Raw genomic sequence first — 24014 nt, 5'->3', positions numbered from 1 at the left:
TCCCGACAAATTACTTTATTTCTTCAATGCCGCTTTTGTGGCTTCTTTTGCACAGAAGCCGATGATCTTCTTGCAGTTCCGGGCCCGTTCTTTCATGCCTTCTTTGGTGGATTCATCGAAGGGGAAGCACAGGTCACGGCATTCGATGGTGCCGTATTCCCTGATCACGTCCTTAACGTAAACGGCGTGACGGGGATAGATGCCGGTTTCGTCGTGATGCAGCTCATCCACCCGTTCCGCGAAGGTCTCTTTGGCATAGGGGTTCTTGCGGCCCTGTTTGCTGCCGATGACCACCATGCCGGCGTTTACCGCGCCGCAGGTGTGTTTGGTAAAGCCCATGCCGCCGCCCATGCCGGAGACCAGGGCAATGATCTCGGGAGGATATTCGCTGATACCCAGATCCAGAAAGCCCTGCAGCACGCATTCACCGCAGTTCAGACCGTGCTTGAAATGTTCCATGGCATTCTGGGATGCTTTTTCTGCCAGCTGTTCAATTTCTTCTTCGGTGTAGATCTTCTTATCTTCCATGATGAATTCCTCCTCTGCTCGTTTTGTGTTGTTTTTCAGGATGCAATGTTACTCCTTTAAAACATTATATCATGAATTCCCGTTTCATACAGCGCTTTACAGAAAAAAGTAAGGAACCGCCGGTGCAGGCGATTCCTTACCAAACAGATCCGGGATGTACGTGTCTTGTTACGCTGGATTTTGTTTGTTAATTTACTTCCGGGGGCCGTGATGACCGCCGCCCGGCCTGGGGCCGCCGCCGGGACGGGGACCGTGCGGACCACCGGGATGACGGGGAGGAGGACCCGGATGGCGGTGATACGGGGGATCATCCCACCAGCCCCATCCCCAGCCCATGCCTACATAAACCGGGACATATACCTGGCGGGCTTCGTACGCAGCGATATCCCGTTCATCCATAACGGCAAAACGGAGCTTTTCGCTTTTTACATAGCCGCCGATCTCCACTTCAGCCAGAACATCCGCATAGCCCCGGGCATTGCCGGCAATGGTCAGCTGGCCGTTTTCTTCTTTGATTTCAGCAACGTTTTCCGTAAGGCTGGTCAGGGTCAGGTCGTAGGGCAGGTTGCCGGGTACCCGTACCAGTACCTTCCCGTTACCTTTTAAGGGGATGATGGCGCCGGCCCGGTAGATCTCCACTTTTTTCAGCAGTTTTTCCGTGGTGCCTTCCAGCAGCTCGCAGTTCCCGTTCTCCGGGAAACGGCGGAACACACAACTGTTGTCCTTGGCCATATAGAATTCGCCTACCAGGGTCTCCATATCCGGTGTGAACACCTTCACATGATGAAAATAATTACCGGTCAGCACTTTGTCCATACGGTAAAAGTAGGGCTTGCCGGCATCCAGGCCTGTCTTGGAAGAGGGAAGCCCTTCCAGCGTGGAAATGGCTTTGTTCAGCTTTTTTCCGCTGGTAATATAATACTGGGACAGGGCCTGTTCTTTTGCTGCCAGCCGCATGGCTTCGGATTTGGAAGCGGGGATTACAGCGCCTTCTTTATATTCGGAAGATACAACGGTTTTCTGATTAACAGCTGCCGCACCTGCCGGTACGGGGCAGGCAAGGCCTGCTGCCAGAAGAGAAACAGCCAGAAATCCTGCCGCGGTTTTATTCCAGTTTTTCATATGCGTTACCTCCTTGCAGATTCGTTACGTTCCATATTCGTATTCCATTTTCAGAGACAGTATACCTGCTATTTTTGACAATTCTATGACAATTTATTCAATACTTTCCTAATAGTGAAAAATCGGTTAAAATAATAGCAAAGAAATGCTGATTAAAAAGTGTGGTTTTATTAATCATAACATTACATACCGCTTTTGTCTGCAGGAAAACGCGAAAGGCAGATATGCGGTGTGTAAAAGTTACAGAGTGTGAGGAACAATATGATTGGCAGCCGGGTGATGGCCATTGGGGATGTACACGGCCAATATCTTAAACTGAAAACGCTGATGCGCCGCATCAAATTCGATCCCGCGCAGGACATCCTGATCTTTCTCGGCGACCTGATCGACCGGGGACCGGAATCCCTGGCGTGCTTTGATTATGCGATGCACCTGCAGAAGAAGCATCCGGATTCGGTCATGTATCTGATGGGAAACCATGAACGGGAGATGCTGGATTATTTTGATGCCCTGGCTGAAGCAAAAGACGATCTGGAGATCCGTCTGTTAAACCGGACCAGCCAGTGGCTTGCCTACGGCGGGGACAAAACCCTGCCCCAGCTGCAGGCGCTGGGGAAAAAGGCGCTGCAGCACCGGCTGGATTACGCCCGTAACCTGCCGTTATTCTATCGCATCGGCGAGTATTATTTCTGCCATGCGGGGGTAAAACCGGGTGTGCCGCTGGAGCAGCAGAAGGAAGAGGACTTGCTCTGGATCCGGGATGAGTTTTATAACGGGTATCAGGGCCGGGAAACCGTTGTGGTGGGGCATACGCCCATCCAGAACCGGAAAAACCTGTGGCCGGATGTGATCTGGGATATGTACCCGGTCATCCGGGACAACCACATCATATTATGCGATACAGGGGCCTGTCTGGAAGGCGGACGGCTCTCCTGCATCGACGTGATCACCAAGTATGTATGGCAGGCGTAGTAAAGCCTGTCCGCAAAGGGAAATGATCCGTGTTTCCTTACGGAAACGCGTCTTCCCATACCTGAATCAACAATCTGGCCGGTCAGGGCAGAAAGGTATTCCGATGAAACATCTGAAAAAGCTGACGTTGCTTCATTCCAACGATCTGCACGGTGATTTTCTGGATGAAAAGGTGAATGATACGCTGGTAGGCGGCGTTTCCATGCTGTCCGGCTATGTCAACAAGGTACGCCGGGAAGAGCAGAATGTTGTATATGCGATCGCAGGCGACATGTTCCAGGGGTCCCTCATTGATTCGGAATTTAAAGGAATCTCCACCATTGAGATCATGAACCTGCTGGCGCCGGACGTGGTGACGATCGGCAACCATGAAGTGGATTATGGGCTGGCCCATCTTCTCTTTCTGGAAAAGTGCGCCAACTTTCCCATCATCAACGCCAACCTGTTTGTAAAAAGTAATGGGAGACGGTTGTTCCGGTCTCATAAAATACTGGAGATCGACGGGATGAAGGTGCTGTTTATCGGTATCCTGACGGAAGACGTGCTGCAGAAAACCAGACTGGAAAACCTGATCGGTACCCTGGTGGATATCCGGGAAGCCGCTGCTGAAGCAGGGCGCATCTGCGACGCGTACCGGACGGAAGATATTGATTTTACCGTGCTGCTTACCCATATCGGGATCGAGTCGGACCAGGAACTGGCTGCCATGCTGGATCCCCGCTGGGGCGTGGACCTGATTATCGGCGGGCACAGTCACACATTGCTGGAAAGACCCGTCGAAGTAAACGGGATCCCCATTGTGCAGGCAGCTTCCGGTACTGACCAGATCGGCCGGTTCGACATCATGGTGGACACCGACCGGAACTGCATCGACAGCTATACCTGGCAGCTGATCCCCATCACGCCGGAGCACTGTCCGGAAGATGAAGTAATCAAAGAGGTCATTGCAAAGTACCACAACATCACGGAATCGAAATACAACCGGATCCTGACCCGCTTTCCGGAGCGCTACAGCCATCCCGCCCGCAACCGGGAGACCCAGGTAGGGAAAATCTTCGCTGACGCCTTTAAGGAGTCTCTGGGCCTGGACATCATGCTGGAAGCGTCCGGAAGCCTGCGCAACCCGTTTCTGGGACCGCTCATGACCCTGAAGGATATGCAGGAGATGCATCCGTTTAATGAAGAGGTGTACCGGTATATCGTGACGGGCCGGCAGTTCCGCCATATGATGGAATATATGCTGCGGGACGATGCCTTTGACCCCGATAAGCATACGGAATTTTACCAGCTCTCCGAAGGGCTGCGGGTCGTCTACAATAAAACGCGGAAGAAGGTCACCAGCATCACCATGCACGGCCGGGAAGTCGGGGATGACGAAACGCTGCGGATCGGCATGCACGAGTACCATTTTAAAAACCTGAAGACGGGTCTGGATATCAGTGAAGCGGAATTCACGCCAAACGGTATGCCGAAGGTGGTCGCTACCCAGAGCCACAGTGTGCTGGAAGAGTATTTTTCCGCCCATCCGCACCTGACGGCGCCGTCAGAGCAGCGGTTGGTGATAGAAGAGTAAGCGGGATATTTTCTTTTTAAACTCACTAATTCACTGCTTTTTTAAAAGTAAATACAGCGGCGGTAACGTATTTGCAAAACATCGGAAGCGTTTGCGTAGTTTCATGAGACAAAATGAGCCGACCGTGGCGAGACTGTCTGAGGGCGAAGCCCGAGTTTCGAGCCACAGGCGAATGAGTCCATGAAACAGCAAACACAGACGGTTTTGCAAATACGTTACCGCCGCTCTTTTTACTGTAAGAAACCATAAGAAAAGCTTATTTTAAAAACCAAAAATATCCTAGCACCATAATACCCAAAATGATGCGATAATAACCGAACACGATAAAGTTATGCTTTTTGATGTAGCTCATAAGGAACCGGATCACAAGGATGCTGACCACAAAGGCTACGATGCATCCCACAGCCAGGATCATCAGTTCGCTGCCATTAAATACAAATCCTACCCGCAGGATGTATTTGACCAGCTTCAGCAGGGAAGCGCCAATCATAACAGGAATCGCCAGATAAAAGGTAAATTCAGCCGCTACGCTGCGCTCCAGCCCGATCAGAAGGCCGCCGATGATGGTAGAACCGGAACGGGAGGTGCCGGGCACTAAGGAAAGCAGCTGGAAGATTCCTACCTGTATGGCCTTTTTGTAGGAAATATCCTCCACACGTTTTACGTTTCCGGAGCCGATACTGCGGGATTCGATCACGATAAACAAAATGCCGTAGAAAATCAGGGTGATGGCTACCACTTCCGGTGTAAAAAAGTGTTCTTCCATCCAGTCGTCGAACAGGATGCCGATGACGGCGGCCGGCAGGCAGGCGGCGATGATTTTACCCCAGAGGTTCAGGGTAGGGCGGTCCAGCGTAAGGGAACCGTTCTCCTGTTTCAGAGGCCAGATCTTTTCAAAATATAAAAGGATGACCGCCAGGATGGCTCCCAGCTGGATCACGACTTCAAACAGTTTGTAAAACTCGGCGCTGACACCTAAATGGATAAATTCGTCCAGCAGGATCATATGCCCGGTAGAAGAGATAGGCAGCCATTCGGTTACGCCTTCGATGATGCCGAACAGTACGGCTTTCAACAGTTCAAACAAAATAGAATTCTCCTTGTAATAACATAATATTCTACTAAACCATAGTCTTGTACTAACATAATACGGAAGGTGATACTTTCCTATTTTATCATATCTTCATAAAATCGCCACATTATTTTTTAAAGTTTTTATAAGGCTCTGAATGGTAATGGCAGACAGGAAACCAATGCAGCGCAGGCAGGAAGGATTTCACAGAGATTTTTCATATGCCGTTATGACTGCTATTGCATTTCCTACTTAAATAGTATATATTAAGTTATATATTTTCTGTTTACCGGTTTTGCTAACCGTTTCGGGATATTCATGATATAATATAAAAATACTGTAATAAAATAAATCGAAAAAGAGGAATCATACCATGAAGAATTATTCGTATACGCCCCAGGGTGTCTGTGCCCGTAACATTGCGTTTGCGCTGGACGAACAGGGTAAACTGCATAATGTGAAATTTACCGGAGGCTGCCCGGGAAACCTGCAGGCTATCGGGAAACTGGTGGAAGGGGCTGACGCGAAAGAGATTGCCGACCTGCTGCGGGGCAATGACTGCGGCGGACGGGGCACATCCTGCGCGGACCAGCTGGCCATAGCGCTGGGGGCCGCATTGCAGGAAAATGCCTGAGCACAGGCGGTCATTCATCAGCGTCTCATTATAGTATCAGACTGCAGTACAATACATAATTGCAGTGTGACAAAAAGTGCAGCGCGGTCAATTTTGAATGGATTTGCTGCATTACTGAAGCAACGGACGACACAGTTGGAGAGGAATCATGCTTGAATTAAAAAATATCAGCTTTAACGTGCAGGATGAAGAAAAGGAAAAAGAAATCATCCGGCATCTGGATCTGAAAATTGAAGATGGGAAGTTTGTGGTGGTCACCGGTCCCAATGGCGGCGGCAAGTCCACCATGGCCAAACTCATTGCGGGGATTGAAACGCCCAGCGAAGGACGCATTTTATTTAACGGGGAAGATATTACCGCAAAAAGTATTACGGAGCGGGCAAACCTTGGCATCAGTTTTGCGTTCCAGCAACCGGCCCGCTTTAAGGGCATTACGGTGCTGGACCTGCTGCGCATTGCGGCAGGCAGGCAGCTGACCGTCAGCGCCTGCTGTGAATTTCTGTCTGAGGTGGGACTGTGCGCCCGGGATTATATCAACCGGGAAGTGAACGCGTCTCTTTCCGGCGGGGAACTGAAGCGGATTGAGATTGCCACGGTGCTGGCCCGGGGGACACAGTTGGCTATTTTCGACGAACCGGAAGCGGGCATCGATCTGTGGAGCTTCCAGAACCTGATCAGTGTGTTTGAACGGATGCGGGAAGCCAATACCCGTTCCATCCTGATCATCTCCCATCAGGAACGGATCCTGCAGATCGCGGATGAGATCGTAGTGCTGGCCAACGGGCAGGTAACGAAACACGGACCCCGGGAAGAGATCCTTCCGGAACTGTTAGGAACAGGTGACGCGGTAGGCTTGTGCGGCTGCCTGAAACGAGGAGGTGTGAACTGTGATTGACGCGATTCAGAAACGTCTGCTGGCGGAGATTGCAGACCTTCATACGGTTCCCACGGGAGCGTATAATATCCGGGCCAACAGCCAGATGGCGGCCCGCAATACGACGGCGAACATCGACATCATCTCCAAGCAGGATGTCAGCGGCATCGATATCCGTATCAAACCGGGCACCAAAAAGGAAAGTGTGCATATTCCGGTCGTGCTGAGCCACAGTGGCATCAAGGAAACCGTGTACAATGATTTTTATATCGGTGAGGACTGCGATGTGGTGATCGTGGCGGGTTGCGGCATCCATAACTGCGGCGTGCAGGATTCCCAGCATGACGGGGTGCACCGTTTCTTTGTAGGAAAGAACAGCAAGGTCAAATATGTGGAAAAACATTACGGGGAAGGGGACGGCCGTGCGAAACGGATCCTGAACCCGGTGACGGAAGCCTATCTGGAAGAAGGCAGCTCCATGGAAATGGAAATGGTGCAGATCAAGGGCGTGGATTCTACGGTCCGCACCACGAAAGCGGAACTGGCGGCCAATGCGTCCCTGGTAGTGCGGGAACGGCTCATGACCCACGGCAGCCAGACAGCCAAAAGTATTTACGAAACTTATCTGAACGGGGACGGCGCTTCGGCGGATGTGGTGTCCCGGTCCGTAGCAAGGGAAGACTCGTTCCAGGAGTTTTCTTCCCGCATCACCGGCAACGCAGCCTGCAAAGGCCATACGGAGTGTGATGCCATCATCATGGACAAGGCCCGGGTGCTGGCGATCCCCCAACTGGACGCCAACAATGTAGACGCGGCGCTGGTCCATGAAGCGGCCATCGGCAAGATCGCCGGGGAACAGCTGATCAAACTGATGACACTGGGACTGACCCAGGAGCAGGCGGAAGAGCAGATCATCAACGGGTTTTTGAAGTAGAAAGTCTGTGAGAAAAAAAGAAGATCATAAACGGACTTTTGAAGCAGAATGCCAGATGTAAAGGAATGAATCGGTGCATATGGGTTCATTCCTTTTTCTTTCTCGTGAAACAGAAAAAAATGTGGTATAATTATATATTAAGTTTACGTAAAATTTTTTGTTATTGAATGGAGTACCGGATGACAGAGAATACCGATATTAAATATAAAAATAATACAGATAAAAATAATTCAGGCAAAACGTTTTATGCCATTTTGAACTACGGCTGCCAGATGAACGAAAGCGACGCGGAGCATTACGCCGGACAGCTGGAGGAGCTGGGGTACAGTCGCACGGAGGATTTGGTACAGGCTGACGTGATTCTGGTCAATACCTGCTGTATCCGGGAAAGTGCGGAGCTTAAAATTTTAGGTAAGATTGGGGAGCTGAAGCGTGTAAAGGCACGGCACCCGGGCCAGATTATCTGTGTGGCGGGCTGCATGGCCCAAAAGGATGGGGAAGCGCTGGTGAAAAAGTATCCCCAGATCGATCTGCTGTTGGGAACTTCATATGTGAACTCGTTTAAAAACGTGCTGCAGGCGTATCTGGAGGAACGGAAGAAAGGCGTGTTCACCAGCCTGGAAGTGCAGAGCAGTGAGTTTGAAGGGCACCGTGTGCGGGAAAGCGGGTTCAGCGCCTGGATCCCCATCATGTATGGCTGCAACAATTTCTGTACGTATTGTATCGTGCCCTATGTACGGGGACGGGAGCGGAGCCGCAGCATTGAAAACATTTTAGCGGAAGTGCGCAGCGCGGTGGCTGCCGGTTATACAGAGATCACGCTACTGGGACAGAATGTGGATTCCTACGGGAAGGATTTTCTGCGGAACCATGAGGAAGAAAAGCTGCGTTCCGTCAGCAGCGCGGTGGGGGACGGGTTTACGGAAGCATTGCGGGTGGAACCTTTTGCCGCCCTGCTGAAGGCTGTGGATCAGGTGCCGGGTGTGGAACGGGTACATTTCATGACCAGCCATCCCCGGGATATGTCGGAAGAAGTCATCAGAACCGTGGCAGAAGGAACCCATCTGTGCGAACATTTCCATGTGGCTCTGCAAAGCGGCAGCAGCCGGATCCTGAAAGCCATGAACCGGGGGTATACCCGGGAACGGTTCCTTGAATTGGTGAAAATGATTCGAAAATATATTCCGCTGGCTTCCATTACCACAGACATTATTGTAGGTTTCCCCGGCGAGACGGAGGAAGATTTTGCCGAGACCTGCAGTCTGGTGGAGGAGGTGGGATTTGATTCCGCCTTTACGTTTATTTATTCCAAACGCAGCGGCACGCCGGCAGCCCGTATGCAGGATCAGGTGCCGGATGATGTGAAGCATGCCCGGCTGCAGAAGCTGATGGACATACAGAACCGGCAGTCCCTGTGCATCAACCGGAAACTGGTGGGGCAGACGATAGAAGTGATGGCCGAAGGGCCCACGGAAAAACATCCGAAGACCTGGAGCGGCAGGACCCGGGGCAACAAACTGGTGCTGTGGAAGCAGGATTTCCCCATTCGTCCCGGGCAACTGGTGCAGATCAAGATCGAAAGCGCCCAGACCTGGCTGGTAAAAGGAACTAGAGTCAATTGATTTCAGGAAAAAACAATGGCTGAATAAATGATTGCAGGAAATACGGAAGCATTTCCGGGAGGAACTATGGCCAATGAATTAACGCCGATGATGCAGCAGTATCTTGATTTCAAGAATCAGTATCAGGATGAATTGCTGTTTTACCGCAGCGGCGATTTCTATGAATTGTTTTTTGAAGATGCGAAAACAGCCTCGCGGGAACTGGGGCTGACCCTGACAGGCCGCAACGGCGGTCTGGAAGAACGGATCCCCATGTGCGGGGTCCCGTATCACTCGGTGGAACCGTATATAGCCAAACTGATTAAAAAGGGATTCCGGGTCGCCATCTGCGAACAGATGGAAGATCCGAAGCTGGCCAAAGGGCTGGTAAAACGGGAGGTCATCAAGGTGATCACCCCCGGCACGGCCCTGAATGAAGCGTTGCTGGAAGAGTCCGGCAACCGGTATCTGGTATATCTGCAGGAAGACGACGGTGTCCTGTGCCTGGCCCTGGCGGATGTTTCCACCGGGGAATGCCGCTGGTATACGGCCAACGGAAGCGAACGGCTGATCTCTGTGGAAGAACAGCTCTTCCGCCTGCAGCCGTCGGAGATCGTATTGAAAAGCGGCATCGCCCAGTGGGAAGCGCTGGAGACTTGGCTGAAATCGAAGCTGCCCGACTGCATGTATTCCTTTTATGAACCGGCTAAGGCGCCGGAAGATTTTGTTACACAGCATTTCGGGCGTTTGGAACTGGATCCGCTGGTTTATTCCTCCGTGCAGAATCTGTTAGCCTATCTCCACGAGACCATGATGACGGACCTTTCCCAGATCAACCGGCTGGAACGCATCACGACAGAACAGTTTATGAACCTGGACGCGACAGCCATCCGGAATCTGGAACTGATTAAAAACATGCGTGACGGGGGCAAGCGGGGCACGCTGCTGGATATTCTTGATTTTACAGGGACGTCCATGGGGTCCCGCTGCCTGAAAAACTGGATCGAGTGCCCGCTGCTGGATATTGTAAAGATTCGGGAGCGGCAGGATGCAGTGGAAGAACTCGTGCTGAACCCCGCCCTGCGCGACAGCCTGCAGGACAGCTTAAAAGAAGTGTTCGATCTGGAGCGAATCCTGTCCCGTCTGGAAGTGGGCAGTGCCAACGCCCGGGATCTGGTAAGCCTGCGTGCTTCCCTGGCAGCCCTGCCTGCCCTGAAAGAAAAACTGCAGGGCGCACGGTCTGGACTGCTGCAGAAAGTATCGGCCAGCATCCACATGCACAGGGAGATCCATGATACCCTGGAAGCGGCGATTGTAGACGAACCTCCCTTTACCGTTCGGGAAGGCGGCATGATAAAAGACGGCTATGATCTGGAACTGGATGAGCTCCATGACATCGCCCGGAACAATTCACAGTGGATGGCAAATTTTGAACAGAAGATCAAAGAGTCTACCGGAATCAAAACCTTAAAAGTAGGCTTCAATAAAGTGTTCGGCTACTATATAGAGGTGAGCAAAGGGCAGACCTCTGCCGTTCCGCCAGACTTTGTACGGAAGCAGACGCTGGTCAATGCGGAGCGGTATATCGTTCCGGAGCTGAAGGATTTCGAAAACAAAATCTTAAGCGCCAAAGAAAAAATCGAATCCCTGGAATATTATCTGTTTAATAAAATCCGCGATGACATCCGGAAGGACATTCCGGAGATCCAGGACACGGCCCATGCCCTGGCCCGGCTGGACGTGCTGGCAGCCCTGGCGCTGGCGGCGTTTAAATATGATTACCACCGGCCGGAACTGAACAACCGGGGCGAAATCCGGATCATGGACGGGCGGCATCCGGTCGTGGAACGCCTGCTGGATAAGGAAATTTTTGTGCCCAACAATGTGACCCTGAATTCCACAGATGAACGGATGGTGATCATCACCGGGCCCAATATGGCCGGAAAATCTACCTACATGCGGCAGGTAGCGCTCCTGGTGCTGATGACCCAGATGGGCAGTTTCATACCGGCCCGGAGCGCGGATATCTGTGCGGTAGACCGTATCTTTACCCGGGTGGGGGCCAGCGATGACCTGGCCACCGGCCAGAGCACCTTTATGGTTGAAATGAATGAAGTGGCACAGATTTTAAAGTACGCTACGAAAAATTCCCTGATCATCCTGGATGAAGTGGGCCGCGGTACCAGTACCTATGACGGCATGTCTATCGCCCGGGCGGTGATGGAGTATATCCAGACAAAGATCAGGGCGAAAACCCTGTTTGCCACGCATTACCATGAACTGATCACCATGGAGAACGTGTTGGACGGCATCAAAAATTATTCTGTGTCCATCAAAGAACGGGGTAATGATATCGTCTTTTTGCGCCGCATCATACGGGGCGGCACAGACCGCAGCTACGGTGTCCACGTGGCCCGGCTGGCCGGCCTGCCAAAGAAAGTGATTGAAAGGGCCGATGAGATCTTAGAGGAATATGACCGTAATAAGGGATTTATCTGCGAAGGGGCTGCGGTCTGCAGCAATACGCCTTCCAACAACGGAACCGGAAGTGCCAGGGGAACGGTAAAAGAAGAACCGGCCGATCTGGGGATGGGATCCCTGTTCATGAGCGCGCTGCAGACAGAGCTGCTGCAGCTGGATGTGATGAGCATGACGCCTATTGAAGCCTTGAACGCGTTGTATAAACTGCAGCAGGAAGCGAAAAAGGAAAGCGGTATAATGTAACAGCGGATCGCGGTTCATGTTGCCGCCATGAGTGCCATAAACAGTACTGTAAAAGCAGAGTGTATTAAATTTTGTTTTGCAGTCTGCCGAGGACGGTGGAATGGAGTTAGTTATGATTCAGGAAAGAGATGTCCGGTTACTGGATACCAATACGTCGAACCAGATTGCCGCCGGCGAGGTAGTAGAGAAACCCGCTTCGGTGGTCAAGGAGCTGGTGGAGAACGCATTGGATGCCGGGGCGGACAGCATAGAAGTTACGGTTTTCGAAGGCGGGACAGAGTATATCCGCGTGGCCGATAACGGCTGCGGAATGACAGAACAGAATGCCCGGATGGCGTTGAAACGGCATGCCACCAGTAAGATTCGTGAAGTAGACGACCTGCGCACTCTCCACACCCTGGGGTTCCGGGGGGAAGCGCTGCCCAGTATTGCTTCCGTATCCCGGTTTGAACTGCTGACCAGACCGCAGCAGGAAGAACTGGCCACTTCTATTAAAGTAAACGGTGGCGAAGAGGATGAATGTATTCAGACCGGCGGACCCGCGGGAACTACGGTGATCGTTAAAGATCTGTTCTATAATGTGCCGGCCCGGCGTAAGTTTTTAAAAACGGTTTCCACGGAAGGCCGGTACATTACCGAGATGCTGACCCGTATTGCCCTGGCCCGCCCGGATGTGCGGTTCAAACTGACCAGCAACGATAAAGAAGTGCTGGTGACGCCGGGATTGGGGAACCTGAAAGATACGATCACGTCACTGTACGGGAAAAAAGTTTCGGAAGACCTGCTGCCGGTAAACCTGGACGGCGTGTTTGCAGGTATTTCCATTCAGGGGTTTATCGGCAAGCCCACGTTGCTGAAAGGAACCCGGGGCTGGCAGACCATTCTGGTGAACGGGCGGAGCATCAGCAATCTGATGATCAGCAAGGCCATTGAGCATGCCTACCAGTCCCAGATACCAAAACGGGGCTTTGCCTTTGCGGTTCTGGATATCCGGGTGGATCCTGCAACGATTGATGTGAACGTACATCCCCAGAAGAGTGAGATTAAGTTCAGCGACGAAAGCGCGATTTACAAAGCGGTGTTCCGTGCCCTGACCGATGCCCTGACGAAACCCATGCATGCGGAAAAAGAGAACAGCCTGCAGGAACAGAACCGGCAGGCGCTGGCTGCGGTACTGGAACGGGCTGAAAAAGGAAATGATTCAGTATCGGGACAGGGACCCGTCGCCGTACACAATGAAGCGGCCAGCCAGCAGATTATATTCGGAGAAGCAGCAGATGCGGGTCGTCTGGGTCATCTGAACCGGGATTTTGGAGAAGACAGTAGTCGTCACAGTATATACGGAAACAGGGAAACGTCTTCCGGGAATCATCGGACAGGCGGAGCTGCTTTTTCCAATCCCCGTCAGGAAATATGGAAGCAGACGGACAGCGTATATGGCGAGGACGCGCCGAAGGAACCGGTCTACAGCTTCGGTGAAACACAGCAACTGATCCGTGAACAGGCGCCGCTGCAGACAGAGAATCCGGTCACCATGCAGCTGGCAGGAAAGGATACTCTGGAAACCATCTGGCCCATCGGGCAGGTGGATAAGACCTTTATCATCGCCCAGTCGGAAGATACACTGTATCTGATCGACCAGCATGCGGCCCATGAACGCATCCTGTACGACAGGCTGGTCCTGACCCATAATGATATCCCGGCCCAGCAGCTTCTGATCCCGCTGTATATTACGCTGCAGCCGGAAGAAGTGGAACTGCTGGAACAGCAGCATGATGCGTTTTACAAATTAGGGGTGGACATCACTACGTCCGGGGAAAACTCTGTGCGAGTAGCCAGCCTGCCCAGTGATATACACAATGAAGACGCGGAAGATTTTATCCGTGAAATCGCGCAGTATTTACGGGAGCACCGTACACCGGAAGCCAGTGAGCTGCGCCAGGACGTGCTGCACATGACGGCCTGCCGGGCAGCCATCAAGGCAGGGGAAGTGCTGAATATGCGGCAGATGCGGCAGCTGATCATCGACCTGTGCAATACCACGCATCCCTTTACCTGTCCTCACGGCCGCCCCTGCATGATCGCAGTGACCAGCGACGAATTATATAAACTGTTTAAGCGCACAGGGTTTGATCTGCCGGGAAAGAATAAAGTACCTTATGACGAATAATGGCTACGGAGAAGGATTTGGAAACGATCAGATTTGCGGTGACCTGTAATAAAAATGACAATCAGTACCTGAAAGAGCGGGCCAAAGCCTGGGCACAACGGCTACGGGTCCCGTATGTGAAACGCTATGATAACGGCTCCCTGGATGCGATGCTGGAAGATTTGCAGCTGGATGCGCTGCTGATTTCCGGAAAGAAAGGCCCCCAGCTTTATTCGCGGGAAGGGATGATGTTGTATCATCCGGGGCTGGGCAAGGTGCGCTGGCAGCGGGTCGTGCAGCGGAAGGAAACGGATAATTTCGTAACGGCGTTAGCTGTCGGGCCCGGCCAGCGGGTGCTGGACTGTACCGTCGGGCTGGCGGCCGACGCGCTGCTGGCATCCCACGCGGTAGGAGAGACCGGAAATGTCATCGGTCTGGAAGCATCTCTGCCACTCTGGTTCCTCACGAGTCAGGGGATTGCTTCATATAAAGCGAAATTTCCTGAAATGGAACAGGATCTGCATCGAATTGAAATCGTTCATGCAGAAGCTTCCGAATATTTACAGAAGCTTCCGGACAACTGCTTTGACGCGGTATATTTTGATCCCATGTTCCGACAGCCTGTCAGAAAATCGTCGGAAATGGTACCCCTGCGGCCATTGGCTTGCCATGACCCGCTTTCCGTGGAAACGGTGGAGAGGGCGTTGCGCGTGGCACCGCGTGTGGTGATCAAGGAACGCAGCGTAGAGATTTTGCAGGAATACGGGTGCACAGAATTCGTCGGGACAAAATACAGCGCAGTCCGGTTCGGCATACGGAAAAGATTGTGATTATACAGAAATTGACACTGTGGATACGCAGACAGAACGGTATCATCCCCGCAGCGTAGTCCGTTTTCAAATCGCCCCGGCACGGATACGGCAGTTTTTTACAGAATTTGTGACAATGAAAAGAGGAAACCGACTTTGCCAAAAGAACGATTAGTGGTGATCCTGGGGCCTACGGCAACCGGAAAAAGCTGCTGCGGCATAGAACTGGCGCAACGATTTAACGGAGAGATCATTAGCGGCGACAGCATGCTGGTATATCGGAACATGAATATCGGAACGGCCAAACCCTCAGAGCAGGAACTGCAGCTGGTACCCCACCACCTGGTAAACATCCTGCCCCCGGATGCCTCCTACAGTGTGGCCGATTTCCAGCAGCAGGCTGCGGAACTGATCCGTCAGATCACAGAACGTGGAAACCTGCCCATCGTAGTGGGCGGCACCGGGCTGTATATCAAGGCGCTGCTGGAAGGCTACCAGTTCAGCAGTGTGGAAGAGAATCCCGAACTGCGCCGGAAGTTGGAAGCGTTTGCTGCAGAAAAAGGAAATGACAAACTGTTCGAGTGGCTGGAAAAGGAAGACCCCGCCGCTGCCGCACGTCTGCATCCCAATGATGTCCGCCGGGTGGTTCGCGCATTGGAGACTGCGTTGTCCGGTGACAGCGTGTCTCAGGAAAAGCAGCAAGAACTGAAATATGACGTAGCCGTATTTGGGCTTTCCATGGACAGGGATTTTCTGTATGAGCGGATCAACCGCCGGGTAGATCAGATGCTGGCAGAGGGTCTGGAAGAAGAAGTCCGTTCTCTGCTGCAGGAGGGAGTCCCCCCGGACTGTCTGTCCATGAAAAGCCTGGGATACCGTCAGATGGCGGAATATCTGACAGGCAAATGCGATTATGCGACGGCGGTCGACAATATCAAAAAAGGCACCCGGCACTTTGCAAAACGGCAGATCACATGGTACAAAAAAATGCCGTACATTCAGTGGTTCACCGTTGGCAGGGACTTAAACTATAAAAAAATTGTAGCAGATATGGCAGATACCCTTGAGAAATAAATCAAAAGGTTGTAAAATCTAATAGACAATTATGAAGATAAGGAGCGATTGTGCAATGACAAATACAACAGGTAATAAAAATATGATGAACCTGCAGGACAGTTTTCTGAACCATGTGCGTAAGGAGAACCTGCCCGTTGTGATCTATCTGGTAAACGGTTTCCAGATCCGCGGACTGGTTCGCGGGTTTGATAACTTTACCGTGATCATTGAAAATGACGGAAAGCAGCAGCTGGTGTACAAGCATGCGGTTTCTACGATCTCCCCGGTTGGCAATATCACCATAATGCAGCCGGAAAAAGCAGATAAAAAAGACTGATGTTGCTGCGATAGTAAAGAGGAACAGCGCTTTTGCGTTGTTTTTCTTTTTTGATATATTTTTATCAGAACACAGGGATGCCATAATTATATGAAATGATGCTGATACCGGGAGGGACCAAAGACGTGGATTATCTTGCGTTGTTTATGGAATATCTGCAGGTAGAACTGGGTCTTTCGGATAATACACGGCTTTCCTACCAAAGGGATCTGCGGCTGTTCTGCAAGGCGTTGTCCATTTCGGAAGAAAAACTCGCAGACGTACAGCGGTCACAGATTATTGGCTACATCACGAAACTGAAACTGCAGGGCAGGGCAGCGGCTACTATCGCCCGGAAGCTGGCCGCGATCAAGGCCTTTTACCGTTTTATGATTATGGAGAATTACCTGCAGACAGATCCTGCGGAAGCAGTAGAAGCCGGAACCAAAGGCGTACATCTGCCCAAAGTCCTGACAGAGGCCGAGGTACGGGCGCTGCTTGAAGCACCTGACCTTTCTTCCCCGGAAGGACTTCGCGACCGTACCATGCTGGAAATGCTGTATGCTACGGGGATGCGTGTATCGGAACTGGTCACAGTGAAGACAGCCAGTGTGAACCTTTCCATGCGGTACGTGATTGCCTTTGGCAAGGGCTCCAAAGAACGGATCGTTCCACTGGGAAGCGTGGCCGCCGAATATCTGCAGCGGTACATAACAGAAGCCAGAAACACATTTCTGATGGAAAATGAAACGGATCCGGAAATTTTGTTTCTGGGACTGGGCGGCCAGGGGCTGACCCGCCAGCGTGTCTGGGAGATTATTAAACAATACGGCAGACTGGCTGGCATATCCAAAACGATTTCGCCCCATGTGCTGCGCCATTCCTTTGCCACCCATCTGCTGGATAACGGCGCCGATCTGCGCAGCGTGCAGGAAATGCTGGGGCATGCCGATATTTCTACAACACAAATATATACGCACCTGACAAATAAAAGGCTGCGTTCGGTTTATGAGAAAGCACATCCGCGCAAATAGCGGGGTGCGGAAAAGAGGGGCTGCGTATGCAGGAACGCAACGGTTCCCGGGATAACAACCATGGCGGTGTGGGAATCTTTATACTGTTTATTGTAATATTATTTTTGCTTGCGGGAGCTGCCGGTATGTTTTACGGCTCCCGTATTCAGGAAAAACCGAAAGACCTGTCGGATACAACGGTGAAGTCCTTTGACCTGATGGAAGAGTCAAAAACGGCCCACAGGATCATAGACGATGTACTTCTCATTAAACGCGAAAACTGGCAGTTGCGGGACAGCGGACGCCGGCAGCATAAAGACCTGCTGGAGACATCGGGAGCCGATGTACTCTGGACTGACAGGGAAATAGCGGTAGGCGTGCCTGTCACAACGGAACTGGAAGGAGCGTCCCGGTGGGTACGGGAACACCTGCAAAATACGGATGTCAAAGTTATCAACGAAGAACAATCAACATGGCATGAAATGGATGCCTGGCGTCTGGAACTGGGGATCGCGGTTAAATCCGGGAAAAACAGTGAACGGATCTTTTCAACGGATACCGTTTACTTTTTCCATCACGGCAACCTGACGAACCGGGACCGGGATATCCCCAGGATATCGAAAGAAAACAGGCTGGCCGATGAGGAAAAAAGAACAGAAGACGACAGTAAAAAAACAGAGATTTTAAGATAGATGATATATTAATATAGATATAGATATTATATAAAATCGGACACAGGAAACAGTCAGGGGTATGTTGACTTAACCTGTTCTGTCTGCTTGGAGGTTTACTGATGAATCCGGAAGAAGTTATGCAGAAATACGAACGATACATCAATCCTTCCTCAACGCGGTTATTCCGCTTTATGGGACTTTCCAGCGTGGAGGCGCGCGCGGAAGGATGGACCATCACCGATACGGAAGGCACGGAGTTTATTGACTGCCTGGGCGGTTTTGGCATGTTTGCGGTAGGACATAAACATCCGAAAGTTGTAGAGGCCGTGGAACGGGAACTGCACAATATGCCAATGTGCGGCAAGGTGCTGTTTAATGAACCGGCTGCCCTGCTGGCGGAAAAACTGGCGGAGATCACCCCCGGTGATCTGCAGTACAATTTTTTCTGCAACAGCGGAACAGAAGCGGTGGAAGGCTGCCTGAAGGTGGCCCGGCTGGCAACAGGCCGCAAAAAGTTTGTAGCTGCCCATAACGCGTTCCATGGCAAGACCTTCGGCTCACTGACGGCAACGGGGCGGGATCTGTACCGCGATCCCTTCAAACCGCTGCTGGAAGGGTTTACCCATGTCCCTTTCAATGATGTGTCTGCCCTGGAAGCGGCTGTGGACGAAGAGACGGCAGCTGTGATCCTGGAACCGGTGCAGGGAGAAGGCGGCATCAACGTGCCGGCAGACGGATACATGAAGCAGGCGGAAGAAATCGCCCACAGGAAAGGCGCGTTGCTGATCGCAGACGAGGTACAGACCGGCATCGGCCGCACCGGAACCTGGTTCGGCGTGGAACATGACGGGGCCAGGCCGGATCTGATGGCTGTAGCCAAAGCACTGGGCGGAGGTATCATGCCCATCGGTTCCGTTATCGGTACGGAAGCTGCCTGGAAAGGGTTGATTGAGGCGCCGTTCCTGCATACATCAACCTTCGGCGGCGGACAGATGGCCTGCGCAGCCGGTGTGGCGACCCTGCAGGTAATTGAGGAAGAAAATCTGCTGCAGCGCAGCGCGTATACAGGAGCTTATTTTAAACAGGGAATAGAAGCGATTGCCAGAGAATTCCCCCAGGTGATCAAAGAGGTTCGCGGACGTGGCATGATGATCGGTATGGACCTGACGAAAGAAGGAGCCGGCGGCATGCTGATGGCGCTGATGATCGACCAGCATATCATTGTGGCTTATACATTAAATAATCCAAAGGTGATCCGTATCGAACCGCCGCTCATCATGCCAAAATCCGTTGTGGATCATGTGCTGGAAGTGTTGCGGAGCTGTATCCGGCAGGTCGCAGATGTGATTGATGATTTATAAGAAAGTACTAGGGTAAACGGGGAGTGGTTGTATGCCGTTTGTAAAATCTGAAATAGTAATCAAAGGTGAAAAACAGAAAATTTTTGACGTGATTCAGGATATGGCATCCTATCCGAAATTTATGAAAAACCTTGTCAGTGTGGAGGTACTGGAAAAGGGAGATAATTATGATATTTCCCATTGGGTTTCCAACGTGGACGGGCGGAAGATCATCTGGACCGAACGGGATGACTTTTATCCGGAAACGTTTAAGATCACGTATAAACAGACTGCCGGGGATTTGAAAAAGATGGAAGGCGCCTGGGAACTGGCAGACACCGAAGAGGGCGTCAATGTGTCTCTGGCTGTGGATTTTGAATTTGGGATCCCCATGATCGCCGGCCTGCTGAACCCCATCCTGATCCGCAAGGTCAGGGAAAACAGCGAGGACATGCTGCGGGCCATTAAAGGAGAAATTGAAAAATAGGACAAAGTCTGTTATAATTATTTAGATAATTATAAGGAGTGTGTTTGTAATTATGAAGACAGCTTTTTTAATGACATTGCTTACCCTGCTACTGGTCATGGTGGGCGACTTTGCAGGCGGCCGTGAGGGTATGGTGGTCATGCTGATTTTTTCATTGGGCATGAACTTTTTTGCCTATTGGAACAGTGATAAAATGGTGCTGGCCCAATATAAGGCCCATCAGGTAGACGAGAATACCGCGCCGGCTTTGTACGGTATCGTTAAACGGCTGGCACAGCGGGCCAACCTGCCTATGCCCAAGGTATATATTATTGATGACCAGGTACCGAATGCTTTTGCTACCGGCCGTAACCCGGAACACGCTGCCGTAGCGGTGACCACGGCACTGATGAATTACCTTTCCCCGAAAGAAATCGAAGGCGTGCTGGGTCATGAAATGACCCATGTCAAGAACAGGGATATCCTGATCAGTACCGTAGCAGCCAGTCTGGCCGGTGTCATTACTACGATATCCCGGTTCGCTTTATGGTTTGGCGGCAGCCGTGACAGGGAAAACAATAATCCGATTGCTTCTGTGTTGCTGCTGATTCTGGCGCCTATTGCGGCAGCGCTGATCCAGATGGCAGTTTCCCGCAGCCGCGAATATAAAGCAGACGAGGGCGGCGGCGCTTTGTGCGGCAACCCGAATTATCTGGCGGATGCGCTGGAGAAGATTTCCACCTATTCAACCCGCCGGACCATGCAAAATGCCACGGAAGCTACGGCACATATGTTTATCATGTGCCCGTTCAGCACCAGGGATATGCAGAAGCTGTTCAGCACCCATCCTTCTACGGAAGAACGGGTACGGCTGCTGCGCCAGCAGGCCGAAGAGATGAGACGGCAGGGCAAACTGGAAAAATAGTTCTGGCTGTGCTGTTTTCCTGTTGCAGATGGGCTTACGTAACGCGTCCCTTTGCAGAAAGAGATTTAGGATGCTTCATACCGGATTATATTTTCCGGCCTGATAGATTTTAATAGTAATACTATTTAATTTTATTTAAAGGAGAGAAAAACATGGATCAGAAATCATTAGTACTGGTAAAACCCGACGGAGTACGCAAACATTTAATCGGTGAAATTATTGCCCGCTTTGAACGCCGCGGCTTAAAGATTTGCGCGCTGAAGATGCTGGTTATGACTAAAGATCAGGCAAAATATCATTATGCGGAACACGTTGACAAACCGTTCTTCCCGGAACTGGAAGCTTTCATCACCGGAGGCCCGCTGGTTGCCATGGTTGTAGAAGGTCCCAATGCCATTAAAGCCATCCGTACCATGATGGGCGTAACCGATCCCATCGAATCCACCCCCGGATCCATCCGCGGCGATTTTGCGCTGGATAAAGGAGAAAACGTAATCCATGGCAGCGACAGCCCGGAAGCAGCAGAACGGGAAATCAAAAACTTCTTCAAACCCGAAGAAATTTATTAATCAGATCAACGGGCTCAGGCAATATTTTGTCTGGGCCTTTTTTCCCCGTACTCTCATTGAACCTGCGGGGATATGTTTTTCGGTTCCATTTGGGAAATGGCAGAAATCATGTCCGCGTACCGTCTGGACGGTACAAGCATTTATTGTAAGGAGGTTATGAAGTATGTCGAAAAAAGCTGCAGTCTATACCCGTACAGGGGATAAGGGAACCACCGGTCTGTACACCGGCGAACGTGTGTCCAAGTGTTCTACCCGCGTGGAATCCTACGGCAACCTGGATGAGATTACGTCCGCACTGGGCCTGGCCCGCTCCCTGGTAAAACGGGAGGACGTAAAAGAAGCGATCTTTAATGTGCAGAAGCTGCTGATGTCCATGATGGCGGACGTAGCAAGCCTGAACCTGCCCCAGCCGTATATAACGGAAGAGCATGTAAAACTGTTTGAAAGCACCATAGACAAGTTTGATTCTATGCTCCAACCCCTGAGCCATTTCATTATCCCGGGAGATACGCCCGGTGCCGGTGCGCTGGATATTGCCCGTACTACTACCCGTCGTGCGGAACGCCAGCTGCTGCGCCTGAACGAAACGGAGCCGGTAAATCCGCAGCTTCTGATCTGCGTGAACCGCCTGTCGGACCTTTGCTTCATTTTAGCCCGCGTGGAAACGGAAGTGGGCGTGGAAGAAGGAAAATGATCCGGCTGCGAAATAACTTTTTCAGCATGACTGCCTGTTACATTTAATCTTCATTCAGGCTGTGGTTTGTACAAATTTAACTTCAAGTCTCCTGACACATAGTCAGGAGGCTTTTTCTATGGTATAATAAAATAGTTAAGTTTAATTTACAGAATTATTTTATAGTAGATGTTATCAGAAGCGACTCATGCGGTGTCTCCTTAAATATGGTTTCAGATAAATCAGGAAGGCAAACAGATGCTACGGCGTATAGACACAGGAGGTCAGTATACTTTGAATTCGGACAACAAACTGGTCCTGGTGCTGGGCGGCGCCCGCAGCGGGAAAAGTGAATTTGCAGAAAAATATGTGCTGCATGCCGGTAATCTTTGCGGTTATGTAGCTACAGCGGAAATACTGGATGATGAAATGGCGGAACGGGTAAAACTGCACCGGGCCCGCCGGGAAAAACGGTGGATCACCTTTGAAGCCCCGTATCAGGCAGAACAGGTCTTTCCGGAAGCGGCACAGCGTACAGACGCTATACTGTTTGATGATATTACAATTTATCTGAGCAATATGTTGTATGGGAAAAATGCGCCGCAGGGTACCACGTTGGAAAAGGCAGCCGTGATCCGGAAACAGATACAGGCATTGCTGGACGCGGCAAGGGCATGCGGCAGGACCGTGGTTTTTGTTTCCAATGAAGTGGGTAACGGCATTGTGCCTGATAATGCCATGGCCAGGGAATACAGGGATATTTCCGGCTGGGTGAACCAGCAGATCGGGGAAGCTGCCGACCAGGTCTTTTATGTGGTAGCGGGGCAGGCTGTAGATATCAAACGCCTTGCGTTCCGGTTTGACTGACCGGTTTAGTAAAGGTTTCGCAGGCAAAAGGTATGGGGAAGTCACAATGTTGTGCCATGCCCGTGTGAGTGTTCAGATTACACAGATATGAAATGGAGTGCTTCGATGTTAGAAGATTTATATATTGAGCTGCCAAATGAAAACATCCGGAAAGAAGTACTGAAAAACTGGGAATCCGTGTTGTTGCCCGGAGAAGATTTCGGGATTTTGCCTGGTCTGACGGCGGATTATCTGATGATGACGGACGGCCGTGGCATCCGGGGCCTGCGTCCGGTCATGCTGCTGATGTGCGGCGATCACGGTATCTGTAAATACGGAGTCAGTGCTTTCCCGCAGGAAGTGACCCTGCAGATGATCAACGGCTACGGCAGGGGAACCGCCGGCGCTAATGTAATGGCTCGTCATGCCGGTGCCGAAATAATCGTTGTAGACGTAGGCACAAATTTTGACCTGCACGCTTTTTCCCATGTGCGGCAGTGTAAGGTTGCCTGGGGCACGGACGATTTTACCCAGGGTCCTGCCATGCGTTACGATCAGGCTGTTGCAGCCCTGGAAACCGGCATGCGTATTGCCGATGAAATGATAGACGGCGGCTGCAATCTGCTGGAGACCGGGGAGATGGGCATTGCCAATACCACTTCTACCGCTGCGATCGCCGCCGGATTTTTGGGATTATCACCTGAACTGACTACCGGACGGGGCAGCGGAATCAATGACGAACGTATGAAAATCAAAACAGAGGTTGTTCGCAGAGGCCTGGAAGTAAATAAACCGAAGGCCGGAGACGGGATGGACGTACTGTGCAAGGTCGGCGGTTACGATCATGCAGGTCTGGCCGGCATGATACTGGCAGGCGCGGCGCGGCATGTACCGACCATGGTGGACGGTGTGAATGCGACGGCCGCCGCGTTAATTGCCTATGGGATCGATCCGCATTGTGCGAAGTATTTGCTGTGTTCCCATCTTTCTTCTGATCTGAGTGCAAAGAAGATGCTGGAAGTGCTGCAGCTTAAGCCTATTGTGCATGCGGGCATGCGCCTGGGTGAAGGAACCGGTGCCTCGCTGGCCATCAGTATTTTACGCGCGGCGTTGGATACCTACCGGGAACTGACGGGAGACTGAA

23 protein-coding genes are annotated in these 24014 nt (G+C 51.5%); 20 read left to right on the top strand and 3 right to left on the bottom strand.

Going from position 1 to position 24014, the window contains the following annotated elements; translation table 11 throughout:
- Positions 1 to 15 precede the first annotated feature (15 nt).
- Together ACZOWY_RS03545 and ACZOWY_RS03540 are read right to left on the bottom strand one after the other, a co-directional pair.
- On the bottom strand, positions 16 to 528 hold the full coding sequence (locus tag ACZOWY_RS03545; RefSeq protein WP_484392988.1) for a C-GCAxxG-C-C family protein: 513 nt from the start codon (positions 526 to 528) through the stop codon (positions 16 to 18).
- A 192-nt stretch (positions 529 to 720) separates the two neighbouring features.
- Positions 721 to 1650 carry a hypothetical protein gene (locus ACZOWY_RS03540; protein ID WP_484392985.1) on the bottom strand — a complete coding sequence of 310 codons (930 nt, stop codon included), beginning with the start codon at positions 1648 to 1650 and terminating at the stop codon, positions 721 to 723.
- 261 nt (positions 1651 to 1911) lie between these two features.
- Here ACZOWY_RS03540 and ACZOWY_RS03535 point away from each other — a divergent pair, with 261 nt between their 5' ends.
- Positions 1912 to 2622, top strand: coding sequence for a metallophosphoesterase family protein (locus tag ACZOWY_RS03535; protein WP_484392983.1), 711 nt, complete (start codon positions 1912 to 1914; stop codon positions 2620 to 2622).
- A gap of 103 nt (positions 2623 to 2725) precedes the next feature.
- Positions 2726 to 4195: a bifunctional metallophosphatase/5'-nucleotidase gene (locus ACZOWY_RS03530; protein WP_484392980.1), complete on the top strand. Its 1470-nt coding sequence runs from the start codon at positions 2726 to 2728 to the stop codon at positions 4193 to 4195.
- Positions 4196 to 4451: 256 nt separating this feature from the next.
- On the opposite strand, the gene ACZOWY_RS03525 is transcribed toward ACZOWY_RS03530, so the two are convergent.
- A complete protein-coding gene (locus tag ACZOWY_RS03525) occupies positions 4452 to 5282 on the bottom strand; it encodes an undecaprenyl-diphosphate phosphatase (protein WP_484392979.1) in 831 nt (276 codons plus the stop codon).
- 358 nt (positions 5283 to 5640) lie between these two features.
- On the opposite strand from ACZOWY_RS03525, the gene ACZOWY_RS03520 reads away from it, so the two are divergent.
- The 18 genes from ACZOWY_RS03520 to cobT all read left to right on the top strand — a co-directional run bounded on the left by ACZOWY_RS03520 (position 5641) and on the right by cobT (position 24013).
- Positions 5641 to 5901, top strand: coding sequence for a TIGR03905 family TSCPD domain-containing protein (locus ACZOWY_RS03520; protein WP_484392977.1), 261 nt, complete (start codon positions 5641 to 5643; stop codon positions 5899 to 5901).
- A 148-nt stretch (positions 5902 to 6049) separates the two neighbouring features.
- On the top strand, positions 6050 to 6796 hold the full coding sequence (locus ACZOWY_RS03515) for an ATP-binding cassette domain-containing protein (RefSeq protein ID WP_484392973.1): 747 nt from the start codon (positions 6050 to 6052) through the stop codon (positions 6794 to 6796).
- Positions 6789 to 7709, top strand: coding sequence for a SufB/SufD family protein (locus ACZOWY_RS03510; RefSeq protein ID WP_484392971.1), 921 nt, complete (start codon positions 6789 to 6791; stop codon positions 7707 to 7709). Before ACZOWY_RS03515 ends, ACZOWY_RS03510 begins: the two co-directional genes overlap by 8 nt.
- 179 nt (positions 7710 to 7888) lie before the next feature.
- Positions 7889 to 9331, top strand: a complete 1443-nt coding sequence (miaB, locus tag ACZOWY_RS03505) for a tRNA (N6-isopentenyl adenosine(37)-C2)-methylthiotransferase MiaB (RefSeq protein WP_484392968.1) — start codon at positions 7889 to 7891, stop codon at positions 9329 to 9331.
- A gap of 66 nt (positions 9332 to 9397) precedes the next feature.
- Positions 9398 to 12034 (top strand): DNA mismatch repair protein MutS, encoded by a 2637-nt coding sequence (gene mutS / locus ACZOWY_RS03500; protein WP_484393092.1) that lies wholly within the window; start codon positions 9398 to 9400, stop codon positions 12032 to 12034.
- A gap of 112 nt (positions 12035 to 12146) precedes the next feature.
- Positions 12147 to 14204, top strand: coding sequence for a DNA mismatch repair endonuclease MutL (gene mutL / locus ACZOWY_RS03495; RefSeq protein ID WP_484392966.1), 2058 nt, complete (start codon positions 12147 to 12149; stop codon positions 14202 to 14204).
- Entirely contained in the window at positions 14204 to 15013 is an 810-nt protein-coding gene (locus tag ACZOWY_RS03490) for a class I SAM-dependent methyltransferase (protein WP_484392965.1), read from the top strand. Before mutL ends, ACZOWY_RS03490 begins: the two co-directional genes overlap by 1 nt.
- A gap of 135 nt (positions 15014 to 15148) precedes the next feature.
- Complete coding sequence (gene miaA, locus ACZOWY_RS03485; protein WP_484392963.1) at positions 15149 to 16066, top strand: tRNA (adenosine(37)-N6)-dimethylallyltransferase MiaA; 918 nt, start codon at positions 15149 to 15151, stop codon at positions 16064 to 16066.
- A 55-nt stretch (positions 16067 to 16121) separates the two neighbouring features.
- Positions 16122 to 16385, top strand: coding sequence for an RNA chaperone Hfq (gene hfq / locus ACZOWY_RS03480; RefSeq protein ID WP_484392961.1), 264 nt, complete (start codon positions 16122 to 16124; stop codon positions 16383 to 16385).
- Between the two features lie 95 nt (positions 16386 to 16480).
- On the top strand, positions 16481 to 17398 hold the full coding sequence (gene xerD, locus ACZOWY_RS03475) for a site-specific tyrosine recombinase XerD (RefSeq protein WP_484392957.1): 918 nt from the start codon (positions 16481 to 16483) through the stop codon (positions 17396 to 17398).
- A gap of 26 nt (positions 17399 to 17424) precedes the next feature.
- On the top strand, positions 17425 to 18069 hold the full coding sequence (locus ACZOWY_RS03470; RefSeq protein ID WP_484392956.1) for a hypothetical protein: 645 nt from the start codon (positions 17425 to 17427) through the stop codon (positions 18067 to 18069).
- 101 nt (positions 18070 to 18170) lie between these two features.
- Positions 18171 to 19412 carry an aspartate aminotransferase family protein gene (locus ACZOWY_RS03465; protein WP_484392953.1) on the top strand — a complete coding sequence of 414 codons (1242 nt, stop codon included), beginning with the start codon at positions 18171 to 18173 and terminating at the stop codon, positions 19410 to 19412.
- 31 nt (positions 19413 to 19443) lie between these two features.
- Positions 19444 to 19878, top strand: a complete 435-nt coding sequence (locus tag ACZOWY_RS03460) for a type II toxin-antitoxin system RatA family toxin (protein WP_484392951.1) — start codon at positions 19444 to 19446, stop codon at positions 19876 to 19878.
- A gap of 52 nt (positions 19879 to 19930) precedes the next feature.
- Positions 19931 to 20782: a zinc metalloprotease HtpX gene (gene htpX / locus ACZOWY_RS03455; protein WP_484392949.1), complete on the top strand. Its 852-nt coding sequence runs from the start codon at positions 19931 to 19933 to the stop codon at positions 20780 to 20782.
- A gap of 152 nt (positions 20783 to 20934) precedes the next feature.
- A complete protein-coding gene (gene ndk, locus ACZOWY_RS03450) occupies positions 20935 to 21351 on the top strand; it encodes a nucleoside-diphosphate kinase (protein ID WP_484392945.1) in 417 nt (138 codons plus the stop codon).
- Between the two features lie 163 nt (positions 21352 to 21514).
- Positions 21515 to 22045: a cob(I)yrinic acid a,c-diamide adenosyltransferase gene (locus ACZOWY_RS03445; RefSeq protein WP_484392943.1), complete on the top strand. Its 531-nt coding sequence runs from the start codon at positions 21515 to 21517 to the stop codon at positions 22043 to 22045.
- Positions 22046 to 22318: 273 nt separating this feature from the next.
- Positions 22319 to 22891 carry a bifunctional adenosylcobinamide kinase/adenosylcobinamide-phosphate guanylyltransferase gene (gene cobU, locus ACZOWY_RS03440; RefSeq protein ID WP_484392942.1) on the top strand — a complete coding sequence of 191 codons (573 nt, stop codon included), beginning with the start codon at positions 22319 to 22321 and terminating at the stop codon, positions 22889 to 22891.
- A gap of 105 nt (positions 22892 to 22996) precedes the next feature.
- A complete protein-coding gene (cobT, locus tag ACZOWY_RS03435; RefSeq protein ID WP_484392939.1) occupies positions 22997 to 24013 on the top strand; it encodes a nicotinate-nucleotide--dimethylbenzimidazole phosphoribosyltransferase in 1017 nt (338 codons plus the stop codon).
- Position 24014 lies beyond the last annotated feature (1 nt).

It is taken from the genome of Succiniclasticum sp., assembly GCF_056977735.1.
Note: the sequence above shows the minus strand (reverse complement) of the source record. Positions and strands in the feature narration are given on the sequence as shown.

What these genes read in the sequence shown, in the direction of transcription:
- ACZOWY_RS03545 (WP_484392988.1), bottom strand. Translation starts at nt 528, where the DNA reads ATGGAAGATAAGAAGATCTACACCGAAGAAGAAATTGAACAGCTGGCA.
- ACZOWY_RS03540 (WP_484392985.1), bottom strand. Translation starts at nt 1,650, where the DNA reads ATGAAAAACTGGAATAAAACCGCGGCAGGATTTCTGGCTGTTTCTCTT.
- ACZOWY_RS03535 (WP_484392983.1), top strand. Translation starts at nt 1,912, where the DNA reads ATGATTGGCAGCCGGGTGATGGCCATTGGGGATGTACACGGCCAATAT.
- ACZOWY_RS03530 (WP_484392980.1), top strand. Translation starts at nt 2,726, where the DNA reads ATGAAACATCTGAAAAAGCTGACGTTGCTTCATTCCAACGATCTGCAC.
- ACZOWY_RS03520 (WP_484392977.1), top strand. Translation starts at nt 5,641, where the DNA reads ATGAAGAATTATTCGTATACGCCCCAGGGTGTCTGTGCCCGTAACATT.
- ACZOWY_RS03515 (WP_484392973.1), top strand. Translation starts at nt 6,050, where the DNA reads ATGCTTGAATTAAAAAATATCAGCTTTAACGTGCAGGATGAAGAAAAG.
- miaB (WP_484392968.1), top strand. Translation starts at nt 7,889, where the DNA reads ATGACAGAGAATACCGATATTAAATATAAAAATAATACAGATAAAAAT.
- mutS (WP_484393092.1), top strand. Translation starts at nt 9,398, where the DNA reads ATGGCCAATGAATTAACGCCGATGATGCAGCAGTATCTTGATTTCAAG.
- mutL (WP_484392966.1), top strand. Translation starts at nt 12,147, where the DNA reads ATGATTCAGGAAAGAGATGTCCGGTTACTGGATACCAATACGTCGAAC.
- ACZOWY_RS03490 (WP_484392965.1), top strand. Translation starts at nt 14,204, where the DNA reads ATGGCTACGGAGAAGGATTTGGAAACGATCAGATTTGCGGTGACCTGT.
- hfq (WP_484392961.1), top strand. Translation starts at nt 16,122, where the DNA reads ATGACAAATACAACAGGTAATAAAAATATGATGAACCTGCAGGACAGT.
- xerD (WP_484392957.1), top strand. Translation starts at nt 16,481, where the DNA reads ATGATGCTGATACCGGGAGGGACCAAAGACGTGGATTATCTTGCGTTG.
- ACZOWY_RS03470 (WP_484392956.1), top strand. Translation starts at nt 17,425, where the DNA reads ATGCAGGAACGCAACGGTTCCCGGGATAACAACCATGGCGGTGTGGGA.
- ACZOWY_RS03465 (WP_484392953.1), top strand. Translation starts at nt 18,171, where the DNA reads ATGAATCCGGAAGAAGTTATGCAGAAATACGAACGATACATCAATCCT.
- ACZOWY_RS03460 (WP_484392951.1), top strand. Translation starts at nt 19,444, where the DNA reads ATGCCGTTTGTAAAATCTGAAATAGTAATCAAAGGTGAAAAACAGAAA.
- htpX (WP_484392949.1), top strand. Translation starts at nt 19,931, where the DNA reads ATGAAGACAGCTTTTTTAATGACATTGCTTACCCTGCTACTGGTCATG.
- ndk (WP_484392945.1), top strand. Translation starts at nt 20,935, where the DNA reads ATGGATCAGAAATCATTAGTACTGGTAAAACCCGACGGAGTACGCAAA.
- ACZOWY_RS03445 (WP_484392943.1), top strand. Translation starts at nt 21,515, where the DNA reads ATGTCGAAAAAAGCTGCAGTCTATACCCGTACAGGGGATAAGGGAACC.
- cobT (WP_484392939.1), top strand. Translation starts at nt 22,997, where the DNA reads ATGTTAGAAGATTTATATATTGAGCTGCCAAATGAAAACATCCGGAAA.